Annotated in this window: 24 protein-coding genes and 1 pseudogene; 13 read left to right on the top strand and 12 right to left on the bottom strand. The window is 63.0% G+C overall.

Features of this window, described 5'->3' with window-relative positions; all coding sequences use genetic code 11:
• The first annotated feature begins 19 nt into the window (after positions 1–19).
• From SSPSH_RS06165 to SSPSH_RS19845, 6 genes and pseudogenes are all read left to right on the top strand, one after another.
• The gene (locus SSPSH_RS06165) at positions 20–988 is read left to right on the top strand and encodes a TRAP transporter substrate-binding protein (protein WP_040607639.1); all 969 of its coding nucleotides are present in this window, start codon (positions 20–22) and stop codon (positions 986–988) included.
• Positions 989–1,078: 90 nt separating this feature from the next.
• Positions 1,079–1,477: a TRAP transporter small permease gene (locus SSPSH_RS19155; protein ID WP_006912806.1), complete on the top strand. Its 399-nt coding sequence runs from the start codon at positions 1,079–1,081 to the stop codon at positions 1,475–1,477.
• Positions 1,478–1,663, top strand: coding sequence for a hypothetical protein (locus SSPSH_RS19160; RefSeq protein ID WP_006912807.1), 186 nt, complete (start codon positions 1,478–1,480; stop codon positions 1,661–1,663).
• A 1-nt stretch (position 1,664) separates the two neighbouring features.
• Positions 1,665–2,951, top strand: coding sequence for a TRAP transporter large permease (locus tag SSPSH_RS06175; protein WP_006912808.1), 1,287 nt, complete (start codon positions 1,665–1,667; stop codon positions 2,949–2,951).
• Between the two features lie 13 nt (positions 2,952–2,964).
• Positions 2,965–3,750 carry an enoyl-CoA hydratase/isomerase family protein gene (locus SSPSH_RS06180; protein WP_006912809.1) on the top strand — a complete coding sequence of 262 codons (786 nt, stop codon included), beginning with the start codon at positions 2,965–2,967 and terminating at the stop codon, positions 3,748–3,750.
• A 17-nt stretch (positions 3,751–3,767) separates the two neighbouring features.
• A pseudogene (locus tag SSPSH_RS19845) lies at positions 3,768–4,953 on the top strand (CaiB/BaiF CoA transferase family protein).
• 58 nt (positions 4,954–5,011) lie between these two features.
• On the opposite strand, the gene SSPSH_RS06190 reads toward SSPSH_RS19845, so the two are convergent.
• The 7 genes from SSPSH_RS06190 to SSPSH_RS06220 form a co-directional block, all read right to left on the bottom strand.
• On the bottom strand, positions 5,012–6,127 hold the full coding sequence (locus SSPSH_RS06190; RefSeq protein ID WP_040607640.1) for a DSD1 family PLP-dependent enzyme: 1,116 nt from the start codon (positions 6,125–6,127) through the stop codon (positions 5,012–5,014).
• Positions 6,128–6,140: 13 nt separating this feature from the next.
• Complete coding sequence (locus tag SSPSH_RS06195) at positions 6,141–6,824, bottom strand: GntR family transcriptional regulator (RefSeq protein WP_021031497.1); 684 nt, start codon at positions 6,822–6,824, stop codon at positions 6,141–6,143.
• Between the two features lie 102 nt (positions 6,825–6,926).
• Complete coding sequence (locus SSPSH_RS06200; RefSeq protein ID WP_006912812.1) at positions 6,927–9,914, bottom strand: FAD-binding and (Fe-S)-binding domain-containing protein; 2,988 nt, start codon at positions 9,912–9,914, stop codon at positions 6,927–6,929.
• A 227-nt stretch (positions 9,915–10,141) separates the two neighbouring features.
• On the bottom strand, positions 10,142–10,948 hold the full coding sequence (locus SSPSH_RS06205) for an SDR family NAD(P)-dependent oxidoreductase (RefSeq protein ID WP_006912813.1): 807 nt from the start codon (positions 10,946–10,948) through the stop codon (positions 10,142–10,144).
• 56 nt (positions 10,949–11,004) lie between these two features.
• Positions 11,005–11,466 (bottom strand): TspO/MBR family protein, encoded by a 462-nt coding sequence (locus SSPSH_RS06210; protein ID WP_006912814.1) that lies wholly within the window; start codon positions 11,464–11,466, stop codon positions 11,005–11,007.
• On the bottom strand, positions 11,459–11,740 hold the full coding sequence (locus SSPSH_RS06215) for a hypothetical protein (protein WP_006912815.1): 282 nt from the start codon (positions 11,738–11,740) through the stop codon (positions 11,459–11,461). Before SSPSH_RS06215 ends, SSPSH_RS06210 begins: the two co-directional genes overlap by 8 nt.
• Positions 11,741–12,124, bottom strand: coding sequence for a sirohydrochlorin chelatase (locus SSPSH_RS06220; protein ID WP_006912816.1), 384 nt, complete (start codon positions 12,122–12,124; stop codon positions 11,741–11,743).
• 100 nt (positions 12,125–12,224) lie between these two features.
• Between SSPSH_RS06220 and sufT the strand changes: the two genes are divergently transcribed.
• Complete coding sequence (gene sufT, locus SSPSH_RS06225) at positions 12,225–12,776, top strand: putative Fe-S cluster assembly protein SufT (RefSeq protein WP_006912817.1); 552 nt, start codon at positions 12,225–12,227, stop codon at positions 12,774–12,776.
• Positions 12,777–12,871: 95 nt separating this feature from the next.
• Complete coding sequence (locus tag SSPSH_RS06230; protein ID WP_006912818.1) at positions 12,872–14,032, top strand: MFS transporter; 1,161 nt, start codon at positions 12,872–12,874, stop codon at positions 14,030–14,032.
• Between the two features lie 23 nt (positions 14,033–14,055).
• On the opposite strand, the gene SSPSH_RS18365 is transcribed toward SSPSH_RS06230, so the two are convergent.
• Genes SSPSH_RS18365 through SSPSH_RS06240 form a run of 3 tightly spaced genes read right to left on the bottom strand, consistent with a single transcriptional unit; the run spans position 14,056 to position 16,095 of the window.
• Positions 14,056–14,202, bottom strand: a complete 147-nt coding sequence (locus tag SSPSH_RS18365) for a DUF3096 domain-containing protein (protein WP_006912819.1) — start codon at positions 14,200–14,202, stop codon at positions 14,056–14,058.
• A gap of 58 nt (positions 14,203–14,260) precedes the next feature.
• Complete coding sequence (locus SSPSH_RS06235; protein ID WP_006912820.1) at positions 14,261–14,950, bottom strand: FFLEELY motif protein; 690 nt, start codon at positions 14,948–14,950, stop codon at positions 14,261–14,263.
• Positions 14,947–16,095 carry an SMP-30/gluconolactonase/LRE family protein gene (locus SSPSH_RS06240; protein ID WP_006912821.1) on the bottom strand — a complete coding sequence of 383 codons (1,149 nt, stop codon included), beginning with the start codon at positions 16,093–16,095 and terminating at the stop codon, positions 14,947–14,949. Before SSPSH_RS06240 ends, SSPSH_RS06235 begins: the two co-directional genes overlap by 4 nt.
• A 92-nt stretch (positions 16,096–16,187) precedes the next feature.
• Here SSPSH_RS06240 and SSPSH_RS06245 point away from each other — a divergent pair, with 92 nt between their 5' ends.
• Both SSPSH_RS06245 and SSPSH_RS06250 read left to right on the top strand, forming a co-directional pair.
• Complete coding sequence (locus SSPSH_RS06245; protein WP_006912822.1) at positions 16,188–16,664, top strand: DUF4112 domain-containing protein; 477 nt, start codon at positions 16,188–16,190, stop codon at positions 16,662–16,664.
• Positions 16,665–16,669: 5 nt separating this feature from the next.
• Positions 16,670–17,131: a peroxiredoxin gene (locus SSPSH_RS06250; protein WP_006912823.1), complete on the top strand. Its 462-nt coding sequence runs from the start codon at positions 16,670–16,672 to the stop codon at positions 17,129–17,131.
• 19 nt (positions 17,132–17,150) lie between these two features.
• On the opposite strand, the gene SSPSH_RS06255 is transcribed toward SSPSH_RS06250, so the two are convergent.
• On the bottom strand, positions 17,151–17,522 hold the full coding sequence (locus SSPSH_RS06255; RefSeq protein WP_006912824.1) for a DUF423 domain-containing protein: 372 nt from the start codon (positions 17,520–17,522) through the stop codon (positions 17,151–17,153).
• A complete protein-coding gene (locus tag SSPSH_RS06260) occupies positions 17,519–18,355 on the bottom strand; it encodes a PhzF family phenazine biosynthesis protein (protein WP_021031498.1) in 837 nt (278 codons plus the stop codon). Before SSPSH_RS06260 ends, SSPSH_RS06255 begins: the two co-directional genes overlap by 4 nt.
• Positions 18,356–18,430: 75 nt before the next feature.
• Between SSPSH_RS06260 and ppk1 the strand changes: the two genes are divergently transcribed.
• From ppk1 to mtgA, 3 genes are all read left to right on the top strand, one after another.
• Complete coding sequence (ppk1, locus tag SSPSH_RS06265; protein WP_006912826.1) at positions 18,431–20,518, top strand: polyphosphate kinase 1; 2,088 nt, start codon at positions 18,431–18,433, stop codon at positions 20,516–20,518.
• A gap of 117 nt (positions 20,519–20,635) precedes the next feature.
• Positions 20,636–21,598 (top strand): lipid-binding SYLF domain-containing protein, encoded by a 963-nt coding sequence (locus SSPSH_RS17820; RefSeq protein ID WP_006912827.1) that lies wholly within the window; start codon positions 20,636–20,638, stop codon positions 21,596–21,598.
• Entirely contained in the window at positions 21,595–22,302 is a 708-nt protein-coding gene (gene mtgA, locus SSPSH_RS06275; RefSeq protein WP_006912828.1) for a monofunctional biosynthetic peptidoglycan transglycosylase, read from the top strand. Before SSPSH_RS17820 ends, mtgA begins: the two co-directional genes overlap by 4 nt.
• Positions 22,303–22,306: the final 4 nt, after the last annotated feature.

Below are 22,306 nucleotides of genomic sequence, written 5' to 3' on the forward strand. Positions count from 1 at the left end.
GAAACGGCAACACGCCCTAGTGGGCGTGGTTGCGGCATTGGGTGTTGCAACCGCGTCCATCGGTAACGCGCGGGCCGCCGAGACGATTAAGTTCGGGCATGTGGGCCAGCCTGGGTCGCTGATGGACAAGGTGGCCACCGAATTCGCCAAGCGCGCCAATGAAAAGCTCGGCGATAAGGCCGAAGTGCGGGTCTACGGCTCCAGCCAGCTCGGCAGCGATACCCAGATGCTGCGCAAACTCAAGTTGGGTACGATCGATATGTCACTGCCGTCTACCGTGATGAGTTCGGTGGCGCCGTCGTTCGCGCTGTTCGAAATGCCGTTCATGGTTGCCGATCGCGAGCACATGTCGCGTATCCGCGAAAGCGAGCTGATTCGCGGCAAGCTCGACGAGGCCGCCGAGTCCCAGAATTACAAGATCATTGGCATCTGGGAAAACGGTTTCCGCAACATCACGAACAACGAGCGTGCGATCAACACGCCGCAAGACCTGCGCGGCATCAAGCTACGCACGCCGAACGGCCAGTGGCGCGTGCGCATGTTCAAGTCCTACGGCGCCAATCCGACGCCCATGCCGTACTCCGAGACGTTCGTCGGACTGCAGACCGGCGCGGTCGACGGTCAGGAAAATCCCTTGGCCCAAATCTATCCGGCACGCTTCTACGAGGTGCAGGATTATCTGTCCCTGTCGCGCCACGTCTATACGCCGGCCTATGTGCTCACCGGCGCCAGCTGGCAGCGCCTGCCCGATGACGTACGCCAGATTCTGGCGCAGACCGCCGAAGATATGCAGCCGGTCGCACTCGAGATGGGCGCCCAGCTCGACGATGAGTTGCTCACCAAGCTCAAGGACGAGGGCATGAAGGTCAACGATATCGACCGTCAGGCGTTCGTCGATGCCTCGAAGCCGATCTATCAGGCGTTCGAGGAGGAGGTCGAAGACGGCGCGGCGATGATCGAAGAGGTCCGCAGCCTGAAGGACGAGTAGTCCGACTACGCTACACCGCGGCCTCGGCCCCACGGCCGGCCGCGGTGTGAGCCCCGCTGTGAATCGATCATCTGTTATGGAGTATTTCTCGTGAAGACACTAGCGGTCATTCGGGCGAGTCTCGACCGGGTGCTGGAAGCGATTGTCGTCGTGCTCATGATAGCGCTTGCGCTCGTGGTCACCGCCGGCTTTGCGTCCCGGTTGATGAATATGCCCATGTCATGGACGGGCGAAGTCGCCGCCACCGGCCTGGCGTGGCTGACGTACTATGGCGGCGCGCTTGCGGCGAGCAAGGGCGCGCATATCACCTGCCCCAATATCGTCAACATGATGCCACCGGCCCTGCGGGTACCGGTGATCGTCGTCGCTGAAGTTTTCACGATCGCGTTCTTCGTGCTGCTGGCCTGGACCGGCTATCAGGTGATGGTGATCCTCGAAGGAAGTTCGTTGGTCAGCCTGCCGTCGGTGTCGCAACAGTTGACCCAGTAGGTGATTCCGATCGCCTCCGTGCTGTTCATTGTGGCCGAGCTGCTGCGTTTCCCGGAAACGCTTGCCTGTGCTCGTGGCAACGGCTTCGTGCATGAGCCCGACCTCGAAGAGGAAATGCCGGAGTCCGCCGAGGCGATAGAAGAGAACAGCGCAATCGCGCGCCGCGACGCGACGCAGGAGCGCTGACATGGCGATTACTTTCATGCTGCTGGGCCTGTTGGCCCTCATTTTGATCAATGTGCCGATTGGCGTGGCGCTTGCCGTGGTCGGCGCCGCGGGCATGTACCTGAGCTACGGGGCGATGGCGCTGCCGAACGTGGCGCTGACCATGTACGACGGTGCGACCTCGTTCCCGCTGCTCGCGATCCCGCTGTTCGTGTTCGCCGGCGCGATCATGAATGCTTCGAGTATCGCGCGCCGGCTGATCGATCTGGCCTCGGCCATGGTCGGCTTTATTCGCGGCGGGCTGTCGCTGGTGACCATCGGTTCGTCAATCTTCTTTGCCGAGATCTCGGGCTCGGCGGTGGCCGGCGTGGCCGCGCTCGGCAGCGTACTGATCCCGGCGATGCGCAAGCGCGGTTACTCGCGCGAATTCTCGGCGGCGATCTCGTCGTCGGCGGCGAGCCTGGCCATCATCCTGCCGCCATCGATCCCGATGATTCTCTATGCCGTGATGGCGCAGGAGTCGGTGGTGAAGATGTTCATCGCCGGCGTTTTTCCGGGTCTGCTCGGCGCGCTCGGCCTGGCGTTGATGGCGTATTACCTGGCACGCAAGAACAATTATCCGGTCGAGGACAAGTTCCGCCTGTCACGGTTGCTGGAAGCGTTCAAGCACGCGTTCTGGGCGCTGACCATTCCGGTGATCGTGCTCGGCGGGATCTTCGGCGGTTTCGTGACCGCCACCGAAGGCGCCGCACTGGCCGTGGTCGCCGCGTTGCTCATCAGTGGTCTGATTTATCGCGAACTGAATCTGAGCAAGCTCTACAAGGCCTGCCTCGAGGGCGGCGTTCAGACCGCGGTTGTGATGCTTCTGGTCGCGGCCTCCGCGCTGGTTGGCGACTATTTCACCGAAGCCCAGCTGCCGCAGCAGCTCGCTGCCGGTATCGAGGGCATTACCACCAATACCTACGCGGTGCTGGCACTGCTGAATGTGTTCTTCCTGATTCTGGGCATGTTCCTGCACTCGGCCGCGGCGATCATCCTGGTCGTGCCGATCGTCATGCCGCTGATCCACGCGGTGGGTATCGATCCGGTGCACTTCGGCCTGATCGTGACGCTCAATCTCGCCATCGGCCAGCAGACGCCGCCGGTGGCCAGCGTGCTGATCACCTCCTGCTCGATCGCCAAGGCCGACGTCTGGCGTACCAGCCGCGTGAACCTGTGGTTCATCGGCGTGTTGTTCGCGCTGCTGATGATCAACACCTATGTGCCGACCATTGCGCTCGCGCTGGTGCACCTGGTCTATGGCTACTGATCGGGAGAAGATCATGGCAACCGACGAACTGCTGTTCGAGAAATCCGGCGCCAAGGCGTCGATCGTGTTCAACCGGCCCGACGTACACAACGCCATGAACTGGGCGATGTACGACCGGCTCGAATCGGTCTGTGACGAGATCGACGCCGACGACGATATCCGCGTGGTCACGCTGCGCGGCGCCGGCAGCAAGGCCTTCGTGGCCGGCACCGATATCGGCCAGTTCCGCGACTTCGAGTCGGGCGACGATGCCGTGGCCTACGAACAGCGCATCGATCGCGTGGTCGGCCGGCTCGAACGGCTCAAGCGCCCGACGATCGCGTTGCTGCAGGGCGTATGCGTGGGCGGCGGCGCGGCCATCGCACTGGCCTGCGATTTTCGCTATGCGGACCAGAACCTCAAGCTCGGCATCCCCATCGCCAAGACGCTCGGCAACTGTCTGTCGATGGCCAACTTCGCGCGGCTGGTCGATTTGCTCGGCACGCCCAAGGCCAAGGAGATGCTCATGCTCGCGCGGCTGTTCAAGGCCGACGAGTGCGTTGCCGCGGGCGTGGTCAACGATGTATTCGATGCTCGCGAAATCGAGGCCGAGGTCGACGCCATCGCCGAGCGCCTCACACAGATGGCGCCATTGACCGTGGCCGCCACCAAGGCCGCGATTCAGCGTATCCACGAAGCCCGACGTATCGCGCCGGAAGACGGCGAAGATCTGATTCGGTCCTGCTACACGAGCGCGGATTTTCACGGCGCAGTCGACGCATTCATGCAAAAGCGGCAGTACACCTGGCAAGGCCGCTAGATACGGAGAAACTTAAGATGAGTCTACCGCTGGACGGGCTGCGCGTGCTCGACATTTCGCAGATCATGGCCGGACCCTACTGCACGATGGTGCTCGCCGATATGGGCGCCGACGTCACCAAGATCGAAAAGATCAAGGGCGGCGACGATTCGCGCCAGATGGGTCCCTACATCGAGGACGAGTCGGCCTGCTTCATGCAGATCAACCGCAACAAGCGCAGTGTGGCGCTCAACCTCAAGGACCCGGCGGCGCGCGAGCTGTTCTATGACATGGCGCGCCAGGCCGACGTCATCATCGAGAACTACCGCCCCGGCGTGACCCAGTCGCTCGAGGTCGACTACGAAAGCATCAAGCAGATCAACCCGGGCATCATCTATGCGTCCATCTCCGGCTATGGTCAGACCGGGCCCTACGCCAACAAGGGCGGCTTCGACCTGGTCGCCCAGGGCGCAACCGGGCTGATGTCGATGACCGGCGAGCCGGGGCGGCGACCGCTCAAGACCGGCGTAGCGGTCTACGACATCGGCGCCGGCATCACTGCGGTCTACTCGATCCTGGCGGCTTATATCCATCGGCAGAAGACCGGCGAAGGCCAGCAGGTGGATGTGGCTATCGGCGAGTGCGGCATCCCGTGGTTCACCTGGGAGGCGGCCGCCTATTTCGGCGAGGGCCGCGAGCCGCAGCCCACCGGCTGGCGTCATCGAGTCTCCGCGCCGTACCAGGCGCTGGCCACGCGCGACGGCTATTTCATGCTCGGCTGCGCCAACCAGCGTACCTGGGAGCGCTTCTGCAACGATGTGGTGAACAAGCCGGAATGGATCGACGATTCGCGCTTTGCCACGAACAGCGATCGCGGACGTAACGTCGAGGAACTTGAAGCGCTCATCGAAGAGGCCTTTGCGGACGAGGACACGGATACCTGGCGCCAGCGCTGCGACGCCGCGGGCGTACCGACCGATCAACACCTTTTCGCAGGCCTTGTCGGACCCGCACTATATCGAGCGCGGTATGGTCCAGGAATTCGAACATCCGACGGCCGGCAATGTGAAGACGCTGGGCTTTGCGAGCAAGTTCTCGTCCACGCCGCAGCAGATCCGTCGCCCGAGCCCGTTGCTCGGCGAACATACCGAGGAAGTGCTGGCCGATATGGGTATCGACGCCGGGCGTCTGGCCGAACTGCGCGAGCGCGGGGCGGTCGGCTAGGCTCGTTGACTGGGCGGTGCGGCTCAATCCGGGCCGCGCTTGCCCGGTTCGGATTGCGCTACAGACTCATGCCGCGCGCGGTCACCGGCCAGAGTGCAACCACGCGGTCGCCGCGAAAGCCGACGAGCCAGTCGTGCATGTTGACCGTCGGGTCGCAGTGCCCGGGTACGAGGCGCAGCGTATCGCCGAGCGTGAGCGTGTCCCGTGGATCGTCGAGCTGGCCGTGCTCGTCGGAGGCGCCGGTGTAAGTCACGCCTGGCCTGTCGAAGACGGTCGGCAAGCCCGAATCCACGCTGTGCGATTTCAGCCCGGCATCGCAAACCGCGCGACCGGCGCGCGTCTTGCTGATCACCCGGGCCAGGACGAACAGGCTGTGTCGGAAGGGCAGGCCGGCGCCGTTGGTGGCGGCTACGCGCGCGTAGTCGGCGTCGAGAAAGACATAGGAACCGCATTGCAACTCGTTGTAGACGCCGCTGGCGGCTTCCATGTCGAAACTGCCGGTGCCGGCGCCCGCAACGATCTCGCAAGTCAGCCCTTCGCGCGCCAGGCGCTCGACGGTGTCGCGCGTGAGGCCGACCACCGCATCGATGGCCGCGCGTCGTTCGGCGTGGTCGCGGATGTGCTGGGCGGGGCCGTGGTAGGCCTGCAGGCCGGCGAAGCGCAGGTTCGTACAGGCCGCGATCGAGCGGGCGAGCTTACAGGCCGGCTCGCCCGGTGCGAGGCCGCAGCGTCCGGCACCGACATCCATTTCCACCAGCAAGTCGAGCCGGGTTGCGAAGCGGGCCGCGGCGGCCTCGAGAGCGGCCACGTTGTCGGCATCGTCGGCACAGACGATCACCCGCGCGTCACCGGCGAGTGCGGCCAGTCGATCGATCATGCGCGGCGCGACCACTTCGTTGGATACGAGTACATCACGCACGCCGGCGTGCACCATGGCTTCGGCCTCGCTCACGGTCTGGCAGCACAGGCCGACCGCGCCTTGGGCGAGTTGGCGCGCGGCGATATCCGCGCTCTTGTGGCTTTTCGCATGCGGGCGCAGGCGTACCCCGGCCCTTTGTGCGAAGTCGGCGAGATACGCGATATTGGCCTCCAGCGCATCGATATCGACCAGCAGACACGGCGTATCGACCGCGGTGATATGCATGCCGACCTCGGCCGGTATATTGAACGCCATGCTACGACCGCGCTCAGTTGGCGAGTGCGTCGGCGCTCGGATTGTCGTCGTCCACCGTGTCCGCGTCCACGCGGTCCAGCTTGTGCTTGAGATGGCCGCGCAGAATATTGCCCATCGCTCGGCTGTCGCGATTTTCAAGGGCGACGACGATCTGTTCGTGTTCGTCGACCACCTGGGCCCAGAGCTCGGGTGACATACGTTCGGAAAACCGAAAACGGCGAACGCGCTCGTTGAGGTTGTGGTACGTCTCCGCCAGCACCGGATTGCGTGCGCCGGCGACCAGGGCCTCGTGGATTTGCTGGTTTATCTCGAAATAGGCGGTTAGATCGCCGGCTTCGTAGTGGGCAATCATGCGCGCGTGTAGCTGGCGTACGGTTTCGATCTCTTCGGTGCTCACGTGCTGGCAGGCGAGTTCGCCAGACAGACCCTCGAGCGCGCTCATTACGTCGAGCGTGTCCTTGAGCATGCGACGCGTGAGCTTGACCACGCGCGCGCCGCGGTTGGGCAGTAGTTCCACAAAGCCTTCCGAGGCCAGCACCTTGAGCGCCTCGCGCAGCGGCGTACGCGAAATGCCGAACTGTTCGCAGAGCTGCTTCTCGGGCACCCGCGTACCGGGTTTCAGCTGGCCATCCTTGATCATCGCCCGGATGCGATGGGCCGCTTCACCGTAGAGAGAACCCTGTCTGATCTTGTCCATGCCGTAACTGCCAATACCGACCCTCGGCGCATATCTGCACCGAGGGTCGCGGGTGATTGTTTCAATTAGCGAGACGGTAACAGACCGTCGCCGCGCGGGCGTTCAGCTTGTTGCCCGCCGCTTGAGCTGGCGGGCGAGCAGTACCGCCACGTGTTCGGCCTCGCGCGCGGCGCCATCGCGGATCTGATGCCGGCAGCTGGTGCCGTCGGCCACCAGATGCACATCGTTGCCGGCTTCGCGGACGGCCGGCAGCACGCCCAGTTCGCCGATCGCCATCGAGGTATCGTAGTTCTCGGCCTGGTAGCCGAACGCACCGGCCATGTCGCAGCAGGTCGAGGCGATGGTTTCGATCTGCGCATCGGGGATGCGCTTGAGCAGCCGCTCGACATGGGATACGGCATTGAACGCTTTCTGATGGCAGTGCCCGTGCAGCAGCACGCGCTCGCCGCCCAGACTTTCCAGTTCGAGCGTGGCGCGCTCGGCGGCGCATTCGCGTTCCAGGAATTCCTCGAACAGCAAGGCGTTGTCGGCCAGGCGGGCGGCATCCGGCCCGGGTAGCAGCGAGTGGAATTCGTCGCGCAGTGTCAGCAGGCACGAGGGTTCCAGGCCGACCACCGGCACGCCGCGTTCGACATACGGCATGAGCGCGGCCATCGTGCGTTCGGCTTCGGCGCGCGCGTTGTCGGTATCGCCGGTCGAGAGATAGGTGCGGCCGCAGCACAGCGGTCGGCCGCCGTTCTCGGGCTGGGCCATATGCACGCGATAGCCGGCAGCGACCAGTACCTCGATCGCCGCGCGCAGATTGTCCGATTCCTGCCAGCGGTTGAAAGTGTCGGCGAAGAGTACGACCTCGCCGGCGGTGGCGTCGCCGACCGAATTCGTATCGCGAAACGGGCGAGCATGCCAGACCGGCAACGGGCGGCGTGCCGACATACCCATGATCTTTTCGCTGAGCTTGGCCAGCCCCGGAATACGATCGCGCAGATTCAGCAGCCAGCCGAGCCAGGCGATCTTGGGTGCATAGCGTGGCAGGTGGGCGATGAGTTTGTCGCGCAGGCTACGGCCGTGGCGGGCGTGATAGTGGTGAAGGAATTCCACCTTCATCTTGGCCATGTCGACGCCGGTCGGGCATTCGCGCTTGCAGCCCTTGCAGCTCACGCATTTGGATAGCGTGTCGTACATCTCGTGCGAGGTCAGCGCGTCGTCGCCGAGTTGGCCGGACAGGGCCAGACGCAGCGAGTTGGCGCGCCCGCGGGTCACGTCGCGTTCGTTCTTGGTCGCACGATAGGACGGGCACATCACCGCAGCGTCGAACTTGCGGCACGCCCCGTTGTTGTTGCACATCTCCACCGCCGAGGCGAAGCTGCCGTGCGCCGACCAGTCGAGCGCGGTCTTGATCGGAATGGTCTTGTAGTCGGGATTGAAGCGCATGAGTCGGGTGTCGTCCATGCGCAGCGGGTGCACGATCTTGTGCGGATTGAACAGCCCGGTCGGATCGAAAGTCTGCTTGACTTCTTCAAAGGCCGTGATCAGGCGCTTGCCGTACATCGACTCGTGGAATTCGGAACGGGAGATACCGTCGCCGTGCTCGCCCGAATGCGAGCCCTTGTACTCGCGCACCATAGCGAAGGCTTCTTCGGCGATCGCGCGCATCTTCGGCGCGCCTTCCGGGTCCTTGAGGTTGATGATCGGGCGCACGTGCAGGCAGCCCTCGGAGGCATGGGCGTACCAGGTGCCTTCGGTGCCGTGCTTGTGAAAAACCTCGGTCAGCCGCTCGGTATAGTCCGGCAGATCGGCGAGCGGTACCGCACAGTCCTCGATGAAGGACACCGGCTTACCGTCGCCCTTCATCGACATCATGATGTTGAGCCCGGCCTTGCGCACGCCCCAGATCTCGGTTTGCTGAGCCGGCGTAAGCGCTTCGACCACGCCGTCGGGATAGCCCAGGTCGCCCATCAGTTCGACCAGCTTCGCGAGATGCGCCTTCTGTTCGTCAAAGTTCTCGCCAGAAAATTCCACCAGGAGCACGGCTTCGGGGCGGCCACGGATATAACGCTCCATGACCGGGCGGAAGATATCGATTTCGCGCCCGAGCTCGATGAGCGTGGCGTCGACCAGTTCCACTGCGGCCGGATGGAGCGCCACGATCGGCGCCGCGGCTTCCATGGCGGCCCGGAAAGTCGGGAAATGACATACGCCCAGCACCTTGTGCTTGACCGTGGGCTGCAGGTCGATCTCGATCTGCTGGAAAAAGCCGAGCGTGCCCTCGGAGCCCACCAACAGCCGGGCCAGATTGGGCGCGCGATCCGGCCGGTTCGGGGCCAGCTCGTTGAGGTTGTAGCCGCCCACGCGGCGATTCACCTCGGGAAAATACTTCGCCAGCTCGTCGGCCTCGCGTGCGTAGAGCGCGCTCATCCTCTCGGCGAGCGCGCGGTAGGCGGGCTCGGCCTTGGCCATGGCCTCGGCGTCGTCGATACGCCCGAAGTGGTAGGCGCTGCCGTCGGCCAGCACCGCATCCAGCGCGCGCGTGTTGTGAACCATGTTGCCGTAGCGCAGGCTGCGCGTGCCGCAACTGTTGTTGCCCGCCATGCCGCCGAGCGTGGCGCGGGCGCTGGTGGACACATCCACCGGATACATCAGCCCGTGCGGGGCGAGTTTGGCGTTGAGCGCATCGAGGGTGATGCCCGGCTCGACCGTGGCGATGCGGTTTTCGACGTCGAGCGAGACCAGCGAATCCAGATACTTGCTGGTGTCGAGAACAAGCGCTTCATTGACGGTCTGGCCGTTCTGCGACGTGCCGCCGCCGCGGGGCAGCACCGGCACGCCTTCGCCACGCGCGATCCCCAGGGCACCGACGATGTCGGCCTGGGTGCGCGGCACGACCACGCCGAAGGGGCGCATCTGGTATATCGACGCATCGGTGCTGTAGCGCCCGCGCGAGAAATCGTCGAACAGCACCTCCGCCTGCAGTTCGTTGCGCAGGCGTCGTTCCAGCGGCGATTGCCGGTTGGGCTGCGATATGCGTGCGTTCCCGCGCTTGCGGACTGGAGTATCGGCGGCGTGTTCGCGCGCCAGTGTCTGTTCGGCCATTGTCGCTCTCGTTATGCTGCACTCCTCATTTTGAATTATGCATTCATAATTACGTTGAGCTCAATTCGATTTATGGCGTAGCCACTGGAATGCTTGGTCGAGGTAAGTCCGTGCGTGGGCGCGCTTTTGTCGCCTGAACGCGCACACGTTGCGGCAATTCGTTGCCGCACAATGGATTTGCGTTAAACGCACGGCCGCTTAATGCGGCCGTCGCGGGCGGTGCCCTGTCAGGACTTGGGCAGCGCGAAACGCATGACGCGATCGATCATCCACGGCGTGAGCGAGCCGGGAGACAGTCGCGACAGCCGCATGAGCATGCGATAAGACAGGCCGGGCACGACCTGCGAGTGTTTGCCAAGCCCTTTGAGTGCGGCCTTGACCACGTCTTCGGCGCTCATGATCGTGGCCCGCATGGGCGCGGGCCAGTTGCTCGGGTCGACGTTGACATGTTCGAAGAACTCACTCTGCGTTAGACCGGGGCACAGCGATACGACATCGACGCCGTCGCGTGCCAGTTCTTCATGCAGACCTTCGCCGAGAAAGCGGTTCCAGGCCTTGGTGGCGCTGTAGTTGGCGAACATCGGGGTGGGTACGATGCCGGCCACCGAGGCAAGCATGATGATGCCGCCACGCCGGTCGTCGCGCATACGCCGTCCGAAATGATGGGCAAGTACCAACGGCGCACGGCAGTTGAGCGCCAGCATCTGTAGTTCGTCGTCTAGATCGTGATCCAGAAATTCGCCGGTCATGCCGGAACCGGCATTGTTGACCAGCAGCCCGACATGGCGGGTACCCAGTGCCTCGGTGATCGTGCTCAGGAAATCGTCGCTACAGAGATCGGCGCCAATGGCCAGGCTGCGCACGCCGTATTCTGATTCGAGTTCTTCGCCGAGTGCTTCCAGGCGCTCGCGTCGCCGGGCGACCAGAGCCACGTTCAAACCCTTGGCGGCGATCTGGCGTGCGAATTCCGCACCGATGCCGGCCGATGCGCCGGTAATCAGAGCCCAGGGGCCGTATTTGTCGACAAAAGCCATGAACAACTCCTAGGTCGGTGAAAAGAACGACGCCAATAGGCGGTTTACAAGCTGTTTCAGTTCAAGAACAACAGTCCGGCGTTGAGATAGACGGCATAGCTGACCCAAGCCAGATAGGGCACGAGCAGCATGCCGGCGAGCCGGTCAATACGCCAGAATGCGGCGAGCGTGGCGGCGAGTACCAGCCACAGGGCGACGATCACTATCAGCGCCCAGACCAGCGCATGGGCACCGAATGCCACCGGCATCCAGAGTGCGTTGAGCAACAGCTGTGCCACGAACAGCGCCAGCGCACGGCCGATGCCGGCGGCGCGCCAGACCCGCCAGGCGGCGACGGCCATGGCGATATAGAGCAGCGTCCAGGCGATCGGGAAGGCGATATCGGGTGGCGTGCCGGCAGGCTGGTTGAGCTGTTCGTACCAGAGGCCGGGCGGAAAAACGGCGCCGGTCAGCGATACGAGAGCGACGGCGACGCCGCAAACCAGCGCGGCGCGTGTGGCATTGAACGACTCACGCATGAAAGACACCCCGTCGCGTGGGTACCCACCAGGTAAAGCCGAATATGAACGTCGCCATGATGGTGGTACCCCAGCCGACCTTGCGGCCCTGTACCGCAATGAAGGCCAGTGGGAATTCGAGGATATGAATCAGCAGTACGATGGCCCACAGCTGGGTAACCGGGTGGGCAAAGCCTGCGGCGACGTAGCAATACACGCCAAAGCCGTGCAGAACCAGCAGCAGCAGATTGAGCAACAACCAGAAACGACGGTTATCGGCGATACGATCCATCATCTAGACGCTGGTGGCCGCGCTATCGGCCAGCATGGTGAGCAACAGCCGCGGCATGGTTTCCGACGTACCCAGATAGGGCGCGATCTCGATATGCACATCCGGATGCTTGCTTTGGGTCGTGGACACTTCTTCGGGAATATCCTCGATCACGTGACGGCCGGCGGCCAGAAAATAAGGCAGCACCGTGATATGCGCGGCGCCGTCGGCGATCAGACGTTCCAGCCCATCCGGAATGGACGGTTCCGCCAGTTCCAGAAACGCGCACTCGATCGCCGCGAAGCGTTCGTTGGATTCCGCGCGCACGCGTTCGGTAAGCGCGCGTACTTCATCATTGGAGGCCTGACGGCGACTGCCGTGTGCCACGACCAGCAAGGATTTCTTCATAAGCGCAATCGTATCAGAGCAAACCGCGCTACAGGCTTTCGGACAGGTACCAATGCGGTTGGTAGACTATGTTGATATACATCAACGCAGGTATCGTGCCATGCAGATGCCCTCCAATGAACCTGTAACCTTCCAGCGCGACTGCGAGGCGGTGCTGATTCCCGCCGGCGATACGGTCGAAATCCCGGTGGGCACACACGGCAATATCACGCAGGCGCTCGGCGGCTCGTTTACGGTCTATATTGCCGGTAACCTGATTCGTATTGCCGGTGAAAACGCCGACGCCATCGGCCAGGAGCCCCCGGAACCGTTGCGCCTGCCTGAAGGTGCCGGCAACGATGATGTCGAAGCCATGGTCTGGGAACAGATGCGCACCGTGTTCGACCCCGAGATCCCGATCAATCTGGTCGACCTCGGCCTGGTCTATCAGTGTGATTTCGACCACAGCGACCCGCAGGCGCGGATCGTGGATATCGACATGACGCTGACCGCGCCCGGCTGCGGCATGGGCGATATCCTTGTCGACGACGTGCGCAACAAGGTGAAGATGGTGCCCACCATTGCCCAGGTGCGTGTCGAACTCGTATTCGATCCGCCGTGGACCATGGAAATGATGAGCGACGCGGCCAAGCTCCAGGTTGGCATGCTCTAACAAGCGCGCCCATGCGCGGGTCCTGGCCGTGGTTGCCTGAGGGCGCCGGCAAACGTAGGCTTCGCTGCATCATGCATTGGTAAAAGGCAGCGAGGGTGGCGTATACCATTGGCAGCGGCGATAGTGCCGATCGCCGCCTGTTGGGTTTGAGCTGGTCGCACTTTCTCAACGACGGTGCGGCGACTTTTCTACCCGGCATTCTGCCTGCATTGCTGATTCAGATGCAGCTGTCCGTGAGTCTGGCGGGCACCATCATGGCGGCCTTGCTGGTTGGTCAGGGATTGCAGCCTCTGGTCGGACTGCTTGGCGATCGATTCGGTGGGCGCACCTTCGTTGTGCTCGGCCTGTTGGGTTCGTCTGCCGGCGGCGCGATGATCGGTTTCGTCGAGACGCCGAGCGCCTTGATCGGCGTGCTCGTGCTCATCGGCATTTCCAACTCGCTGTTTCATCCGCAAGCGCTTGCCGGTGTGCGCCTACTCGCGCACGAGCGCCAAGGCAGCGCGATGTCATTTTTTCTGGTGGGCGGCGAAATCGGACGGGGCGTTTGGCCCGCACTGGCCAGCCTGGTAGTGGTTCATATCGGCATGGGCTACCTCTGGCTGCTATCGATACCCGCGCTATTCACCCTGCCTTTGCTGTGGCACTGGGCGCCGAGTCTGGCGCGGCGCCAGGCCGACACCACGCCGATCGCCTGGCGTGCACACGCCGGCCCGCTCACCGGGCTGGTGCTGTTCTGTGCGCTGCGCGCGCTGATCATCTTCACCGTCATCACGTTCGTGCCGGTGCTGTGGTCCCAGGCGGGCGGCGGCCTCACGGCGGGTGCGAGTTTCATTACCGTGCTCATGGTCGTGGGCGTGATCGGTAATCTCGGCGGCGGCCGCCTGGCCGATTCCAAGCCGACGCGCCCGATCCTCGTCGCCGCCATGCTCATATCGAGCGCGTTGCTTGTCGCGTTTGTCCTGCTCGACGGCGTTTGGCTGTGGCTGGTATTGGCGGCGCTGGGTGTTGCGCTGTTTTCGACCCTGCCGCTGACCATCCTAATCGCCCAGGATATATTGCCGGAGAATCGCTCTTTCGGTTCGGGCTTGGCCCTGGGGTTGGCGAACGCGATCGGTGCGCTTGCGGTCATCGCGCTGGGCCCGGTCGCGGCGCACTGCGGCGCCGCGGCGCCGCTAGAGGTGGCCGCCGTCTGTGGCGTGATCGCTGGTTTGCTCGCGCTTTGGTTGCCGCAACACAAGACGTCGGCAGCTATCTGAAAACGCGGGCGGCCCCGGATTGGCTAGAAGTGCACCAGCCCGAGTACGCCGATCAGGATCAGATAGCCGGCCACGATGTAGTTGAGCAGCCGCGGCACGACGAGAATGGCGACGCCGGCAGCCAGCGAGATGATCGGCACAAGACTGGCGTCGGAAATAGTGATGGTCATCGAATAGATGCGGTGATGAGTTTGTCGTGAGAATGCGGCAAGCTGCAGCCGAGCGCAATCACGCGCCCGAGGCGCTTCGGCCGGTCAGCCGATCGAGCTCGCGATGTTGAAGCGCAACCGCCTCGCGGGTCGCGCTTTCCAGGTCGCGGGTGCTGCGCATGGCCGAAAAACCTTCTGCGAGCAGGGCGTAGGTATGACCCATACCCAGCGCTTTCGCCGGCGAGCCGGCCAGCTTGAACGCCCAGTATGCCGCCCGATTGTCGGCAAAGCCGCCCAGCAGATCGACCAGCTCGCGTACCCAGCTGATCTGTTGTTCGCGGATATCGAACTGGCCGACGTCGCGAAAGGCACGAACGTAGCGCGTGGGCGTGATCGGCGCCTGCGGCGCCCGCGCGTCGAGTGCATCCGCGAGTTCGGCGTCGAGCGTGTCGGCGGTATGCTGTAGCCGAACGGCGATCACAAGCGGGCGGTCATCCTCGATGATACGGCCGATACGCGAGGCGATCTTGGCCGGGTCGGCGGTGAGTTCCGACCAGTCGGCTTCGAGATAGAAGCTGCGCGTGAGAAAGTGCAGCAGTTGCTCGCCGTTGTAGCGTTGCGCCAACCCCTTGTGCAGTTCGGCCGTGCAGGTCGATTGCCATTCGCGCACTGCCTGCAGGCGCGCATCGAAGGCTGGCGTACTGCGGCGCGCCAGTACATTCTGTGCCTCGCGCAGTTCGACGAGGGCGTCTTCCAGGCCCGAACTCACGGCGCGGTCTCGGGTTCGGGACGCGGAATACGGGCGAAAGAATCGGCGTTCAGACTACCCAGGTAGAGGGTGTCGCCGTCTTCCTCGACGCTGGTGATCGGCGCGAAGGCGTTCGTGGCATCGTCGCGTAAATCGGTGACGACCGTACCATCCGACTTAATGCCCAACAGGCTGCCCACATGGGCCGGCGCAGGCTGCAGTGCCTCGGGCAGACGAAACACGATCCGGCGCAGCCACGGCTTGTCCGCCGCGAAATCGAGCATCTGATTGCGGGGTGCAAACAACGCTACCCAGAAGGTATCGCTGTCGGCGCCGTGCGAAATGCCATCGGGAAAGCCGGGTAGCCGGTCGATGAAAATATCGCTCTGGCCGGCCTTGTCGCCGGTTAGCCAGTAGCGCAGCACACGGTAGCTGCCGGTTTCGGTGACCAGGACATATGAATCATCGGCACTGAGGGCGACACCGTTGGCAAACTGCAGGCCGCCAAGCAGTACCGTTACGGTGCCGGTGTTCGGGTCGTATTCCATCAATCGTCCGTGGCCGCCGTGTTCGAGAATATCGGTGCGGTAGGCGTTCTGGCCGTATTTGCTCGAGGCATCGGTGAAATAGATCGTACCGTTTTCCGCAACGTCGACATCGTCCGTGAACTTGAAAGGCAGGCCTTCGGCGCCGCTGGCCAGCATCTTGATATCGCCTTCGCCGTTGATCGCAAGCAGACCCTTGTCGGCATCCGCCACGATCAGCGTCTGGCCTTGCGGCGCATCGCTTTCGGCGGGCACGCCGTTTTGTGCTGTATTGTCAGGCGGCGCCACGGCTTTATCGGTGAAGGCCAGGCCCAGCGGACGGCCGTTGGTCGTGGCAAAGACCTCGCCGTTGCGCCCGTTTGCATCGAAACGGCGGATCGTTCCGTCGTCGTAACCGGCATACAGGTGACCTTCGTTATCCACTGCGACGTCCTCGGGGCCCGTGGCCACGCCTTGGGCCAAGCGCTCGGCTTGCCCCAGCGGCGCGCTTTTGACCGGCGCCGCGCCGGTCACCGCCGGCGGCGCGCTCCACGGCTGCGGCATGAAATCGCTGGGCCAGAACAGCGCAAAAGCCACGAAGGCCACGAGCGCGAGCAGCAGCAGGGTAAGCAGGTTCTTCATGTCATTCCTTGGCCCGAAAACGGGTTCGGGCGCCGATGATCATATGAATCGGCATACAATGATCGCAAATATCGTGGCCGCATTATCCATATATGAACGACGCCGTCTCGCCCACGCTGTTAGCAAAGCGCCGCGCCAGCCTCAGTCGTATCGATCGCATCGCGTGGTGGCTCGATGATGCGTTTGAAATTCCGGTTATCCGCAAGCGCGTCGGTATCGACGGTATTGCGGGTATCGTGCCGTTCGCAGGCGATCTGGTGGGGGCCGGGCTGTCGAGCCTGCTGGTAATCGAAGCATTGCGACTTGGGGCGCCTAAACGTGTCTGGATGCGCATGGGCGCGAACGCCGGCGTGGATTTCGTGGTGGGGCTGGTGCCGTTGTTCGGCGATATCTTCGATATGGCGTGGAAGGCCAATCGCCGCAACGAGCGCGTGCTACGACGTTGGCTTGAACAGGAGACCGCCGCTGAAAAAAAGCCGTCTCGCTGGGGCGGCCTCATAGGCGTTAGCCTCGGCCTGGCCGCTGCATTCATTGTCACCGTCGTGCTCTGGCGGGCGCTGTTCGGGTAAGTCGCATGAGTCATAAAGTCGATAAGGGCGATCGAGCGCCCACGATAGAGCGAAAAGCGCATGATGGTCGCGAGATCGATACCCGGGCGCGGATCGGCGCACGGCCGCTGGTGATCTATTTCTATCCGCGCGATGGAACGCCGGTGTGTACGCGTCAGGCCTGCAGCTTTCGCGATCAGCTCGAGGCCTTTAACTCGCTGGATGCCGAGGTGATCGGCATCAGCGCGGACGACGACGACAGTCATCGTGCCTTTGCCGAAAAATACGATCTGGACTTTGCGCTGGTCTCGGACCACGACGGTACGTTGTCCAAAGCGTTCGGCGTCGGTCGTGCGCTAGGCGTGCTCGGCAACCGGGTGACGTTCGTGATCGATTGTGATGGCATCGTGCGCTTGCGTTATCAGGCGCAGATGGCGGCCTCCCGGCATGTCGACAAGGCGTTGGCCACGCTGCGCGAACTGGGCTAAGCCAAGCGCCGGTCCTGGGTTAGCTGCGCACGATCGGCCAGAGCAAAGCCGCCCAGCCCACGATCAGCAATACGCCGCCGATGGGTGTGATCGCCCCGAGCCAGCGAATGCCTGAGAAGGCGAGCACATACAGACTGCCCGAAAAGATCAGCGTGCCCAGCGCAAAGCAGACGGTGGCGGTCATCATGCTGGCGCCGGCCATGCCTTGCCGGGCCAGCAGTCCGACCGCCAGCAGTGCGAGCGCGTGGTAGAACTGATACTGCACCGCGGTATGCCAGATCGCCTGCAGGTCGGCCGAGAGCTTGGATGCCAGTGCATGGGCGCCAAAAGCCCCGAGCAGTACGCCGATCAGCCCATAAAGACTGCCGGCTGCGAGCGCGAACTGGGTCATGGTTTGGCATCCTCGAGATCGATGAAAATACGGCTTTCGGCATAGCGTACGGCGTGCCCGCCCAGATGTACGCGTTCGCCGGCCAGACGACACATTACGGTGCCGCCGCGCTGCGAGATCTGGCGCCCGGCCAGTTCGGTCTTGTTCAGACGCGCGCCCCAATAGGGCGCTGACGTGCAATGGGCCGAGCCGGTGACCGGGTCTTCGTCGATGCCGTGGGCGGGGGCGAAATAGCGTGAGACGAAGTCGTGGACGCCGTCGTCGGCCGGCGCTGTCGCGATGACACCGCTATTGTCTTCGCGATTGCACTTCGCGAGCGCGCGCATGTCGGGATCAAGCGCGGCCACGGTGGCGGCGTCTTTAAACACGGCCAGATGATTGGCACCGACATACCACTCGACGCTGTTCGCCCCGAGCGCGGCTTCGATCGCTGCCGGCGCCTGTTCCACGGTCTGGGCCGGGCGCGCCGGGAAATCCAGCCATAGCATGCCGTCTGCCTCGTCGACGCCGAGTTCGCCCGCGCTGCGGCTGGCAAAGCGCAGCGGCGCGTTGAAACCGTGGCGGCAATGCAGCAGTACATAGGCACTGGCCAACGTGGCATGCCCGCACAGATCGACCTCACAGGTCGGGGTGAACCAGCGTAAGTCGTGCACAGCGTCCCCCGGCACCACGAACGCTGTTTCGGCGAGGTTATGCTCGGCAGCGATTGCCTGCAGCGTCGTATCATCGAGCCAGTTATCGAGTATGACCACCGAGGCCGGGTTGCCACGAAACACGCGGTCGGTGAATGCATCGATATGGTATGCGGTGAGTTGCAGCATTGCGTTTGTCATGGAACTGTCATCTGCTGTTGCTATCCGTTAAGCCCATTTTTTCAGCCGGCGCGGTGCGTCGCGAGTCGATTCAGCATGAGTGCAAATCCAGAAGCCGTCGCAGAGCGTCCGCTCGACGCCCCCGATCTGTTCATCAATCGCGAGCTGTCGCTGCTCGAGTTCAACGATCGGGTGCTGGAGCAGGCGCGCGATACGCGCGTTCCGCTGCTCGAACGGCTGAAGTTCCTGTGTATTTCCTCGACCAATCTGGACGAGTTCTTCGAAGTGCGCGTGGCCGGCCTCAAGCAGAAGGCCGAGCTGGTCAACTCGCCGACCGAAGCCGACAATCGTACGCCGACCGAAGCACTGCGCGCGATCAGTGCCCGCGCGCATGAGCTGGTGGCCAAACAATACAGCACCCTCAACGACGAACTCATTCCGGCATTGCAGGACGAGGGTATCCGCTTTTTGCGCCGGTCGGAATGGAATCCGGAACAGCGCGCATGGCTGGCCCAGTTCTTCGAAGAAGAGCTGCTGCCGGTGATCAGCCCCTTGGGGCTCGATCCGGCCCATCCGTTTCCGCGGATTCTCAACAAATCGCTGAATTTCATCGTTTCGCTGGATGGCACCGATGCCTTCGGCCGCAAGATCGACTATGCCGTGGTGCAGGCGCCGCGTGCGCTGCCGCGTGTGATCCAGCTGCCGTCAGAAGCCGGTAGCGGCGATCACGATTTCGTGTTCCTGTCGTCGATCATCCACCAGCATGTCGGCGATCTGTTTCCGAGCATGGGCACGCGCGGCTGTTACCAGTTCCGGGTGACCCGCAATTCCGATCTGTTCGTCGATGAAGAAGAGGTCGATGACTTGCTGCGTGCGGTCGAGGGCGAGCTGCCGTCGCGCCGCTATGGCGATTGTGTGCGCCTGGAAGTGGCGCACAACTGCCCCGATTCGCTGTGCAAGTACCTGCTTGACCGTTTTCTGCTCTCCAAGGAAGACCTGTTTCAGGTTGATGGGCCGGTCAACGTGAACCGGTTGATGTCGTTGCTGGATACGGTCGACCGCCCCGATCTGAAATACCCGGCCTTCTCACCGCGCCTGCCCAGTGAACTCGGGCCCAGCGGCGATCTGTTTGCTGAAATCCGGGCCTCGGACGTGCTGCTGCACCATCCGTTCGATTCCTTTCTGCCGGTGATCGATTTCGTGCGCCGCGCGGCCTCCGATTCGCGCGTGCTCGCGATCAAGCAGACGCTCTACCGCACCGGGCCGGATTCCGCTGTCGTCGATGCCCTGGTGGAAGCGGCACGGGCCGGCAAGGAAGTCACCGTGGTGGTCGAGTTGCGCGCCCGTTTCGACGAAGCCGACAACATCGAGCTGGCCAACCGTCTCCAGGCCGCCGGTGCGCACGTGGTCTATGGCGTGGTGGGCTACAAGACCCACGCCAAGATGACGCTGATCGTGCGCCGCGAGACCGACGGTCTGCACAACTACGTGCATCTGGGCACCGGCAATTATCATCCCAAGACGGCGCGGCTGTACACCGACTACGGTCTGTTCTCCTGCGATGACGATCTCGGCAACGATGTCCACGAGATGTTCCTGCAGCTGACCAGTCTCGGCAAGGTGTCGGGTCTGGAACGCTTGCTGGACGCGCCGTTTCGTCTGCACAAGGCGATCATCGAGAAAATCGATCGCGAGGCCGCGAATGCGCGTGCCGGCAAACCGGCGCATATCATCGCCAAGATGAATTCGCTGGTGGAACCACAGTCCATTCGGGCGCTCTATGCCGCATCGCAGGCCGGCGTGACCATCGATCTGATCGTGCGCGGCATCTGCTGTCTGCGACCTGGGGTCGCCGGTGTCTCGGAGAATATTCACGTGCGTTCAGTGGTCGGGCGGTTTCTCGAACACACGCGCGTGTTCTATTTCGCCAACGACGATGCGCCGGAGTTGTATCTGGCCAGCGCCGACTGGATGGATCGAAATTTCTTCCGTCGTGTCGAGACCTGCTTTCCCGTGACCAGCCCGGCGTTATATGATCGGGTACAGCGCGAACTCGCGCTCTACCTCGCCGACAACAGTCAGGCCTGGCTGCTCGGCAACGACGGGCGCTACACGCGAGCCGAGCCCGTCGGCGACGAAGCGCCGCTGGCCGCCCAGAAACGGTTGATGGAGGGCCCGGGCTGATCGCGGCACATGCCGCTGGTGTGAACCTGTGGTTGTTGCAGCGGTCTGATCGCGAGTAACACTCGATTCGAGTTGGCGCATTCGCCGACTTCAACTCCGTAAGCAGGGGAAGCATAGATGAAACAATGGATCACGGCGTTCGTGGCAGCGATTGCGTTGCTCTCGACCACGACCAGTGCACTGGCGGCCAGTGAACAGCAGCAAAAGCTCGACGATGCCACCACCGTCGTCCGGCAGTTCGTGGATATCCCCGAAAATGCCATTCCGCCGGCACTGCTTGGTCAGGCGTATGGCATTGCCGTCATCCCCAGTGTGTTCAAGGCCGGCTTCATCCTAGGCGGCCGCCACGGTGAAGGCGTTCTGTCCGTTCGTACCGCGGACGGCAGCTGGTCCAACCCCAGCTTCATCTCGCTGACCGGCGGCTCGATCGGCTGGCAGATCGGCGCGTCGTCGTCGGATATCATTCTGGTGTTCAAGACCCAGCGCAGCATCGACAAGATCGCAAACGGCCAGATCAACCTGGGCGCGGATGCGGCGGTCGCGGCGGGGCCGGTCGGTCGTAGTGCCGGTGCCTCGACCAACCTGGGCTTCGATGCCGAGGTCTACTCCTATTCGCGTGCCCGTGGCTTGTTCGCCGGCGTGTCGCTGGAAGGCGGCAAGATCAGCATCGATCGCGAAGCGAATTGGCTGTTCTACGACAAGGCCGGTATCGATGCCTACTCGATCCTGCGCAATGGCAACGAATCCGGTCTGCCGCAGTCCGGTCAGAAGTTCGTCTATACGCTGGATCGCTACATGCCGGCCTCGAGCGACTTCGATCGCGAAGCAGCGACCCGCGGCACGAGCATGGATTCGAGCAACAACGGCAATTCCGGCGGTAGCAATCCCCAGCAAGACGACTACAGCCGTGGCCAGGCCGTGCCTTATGACAGCGGCAACGGTGTCGAAGTGCGCCAGGGCAATTACGAGGCTCAGGACAATAGCGGCAACAGCGGCTATAACCAGAACAGCGCCAATGACGGCAGCTACAACCAGGGTGGTGGCAGTGGCGACTACGGTAGTGGCAACAGCAACTATTGAGCATCCTGTTTAAACGACCCTTTCGCTATGTCCTGATCGCTGTCGGCGTGCTCTTGCTCGCGCCGGCAGCGATGATTCTGGTCATGCGCTGGGTGAATCCACCGATCACGGCGTACATGCTGCGCGTGCATTTCGAAAGCCAGTCCAGCGACAACGGCCCGACGATCTTGTATCGCTGGGCCGATCTCGACGACATGGCTGCCTGTATGCCACTGGCGGCCGTCGCATCCGAAGATCAGACCTTTCCGAACCACCACGGCTTTATGTGGGAAGCCATCGGGGATGCGCTGGCCGACAACGCCCAGGGCGGCACCATTCGCGGTGCGAGCACGATCAGCCAGCAAACGGCCAAGAACCTGTTTCTCTGGCCGGCCAAGAGCTATATCCGTAAAGGGATCGAAGCGTATCTTACGTTTTGGCTCGAAGTGCTCTGGCCCAAGCGACGCATTCTCGAGGTCTATCTGAATATCGCCCAGTTCGACGATCGCATTTTCGGCGTGGGCGCCGCGGCCGAGCGGTTATTCGGCGTAAGCGCGAAGCAGCTCAGTACCAGTCAGTGCGCACGTCTGGCGGCGGTGCTGCCGAACCCGGAGCGCTACAGCGCTGCGTCGCCGGGGCCCTATGTGCAAGGGCAGGCGGCATGGATCATGCGGCAGATGCGCCAGCTTGGCGATGGTTATCTTGCTGAAACCATAACGCGCTAGATTG

This window comes from Salinisphaera shabanensis E1L3A (assembly GCF_000215955.2).
Classification (GTDB): Bacteria; Pseudomonadota; Gammaproteobacteria; order Nevskiales; family Salinisphaeraceae; genus Salinisphaera; species Salinisphaera shabanensis.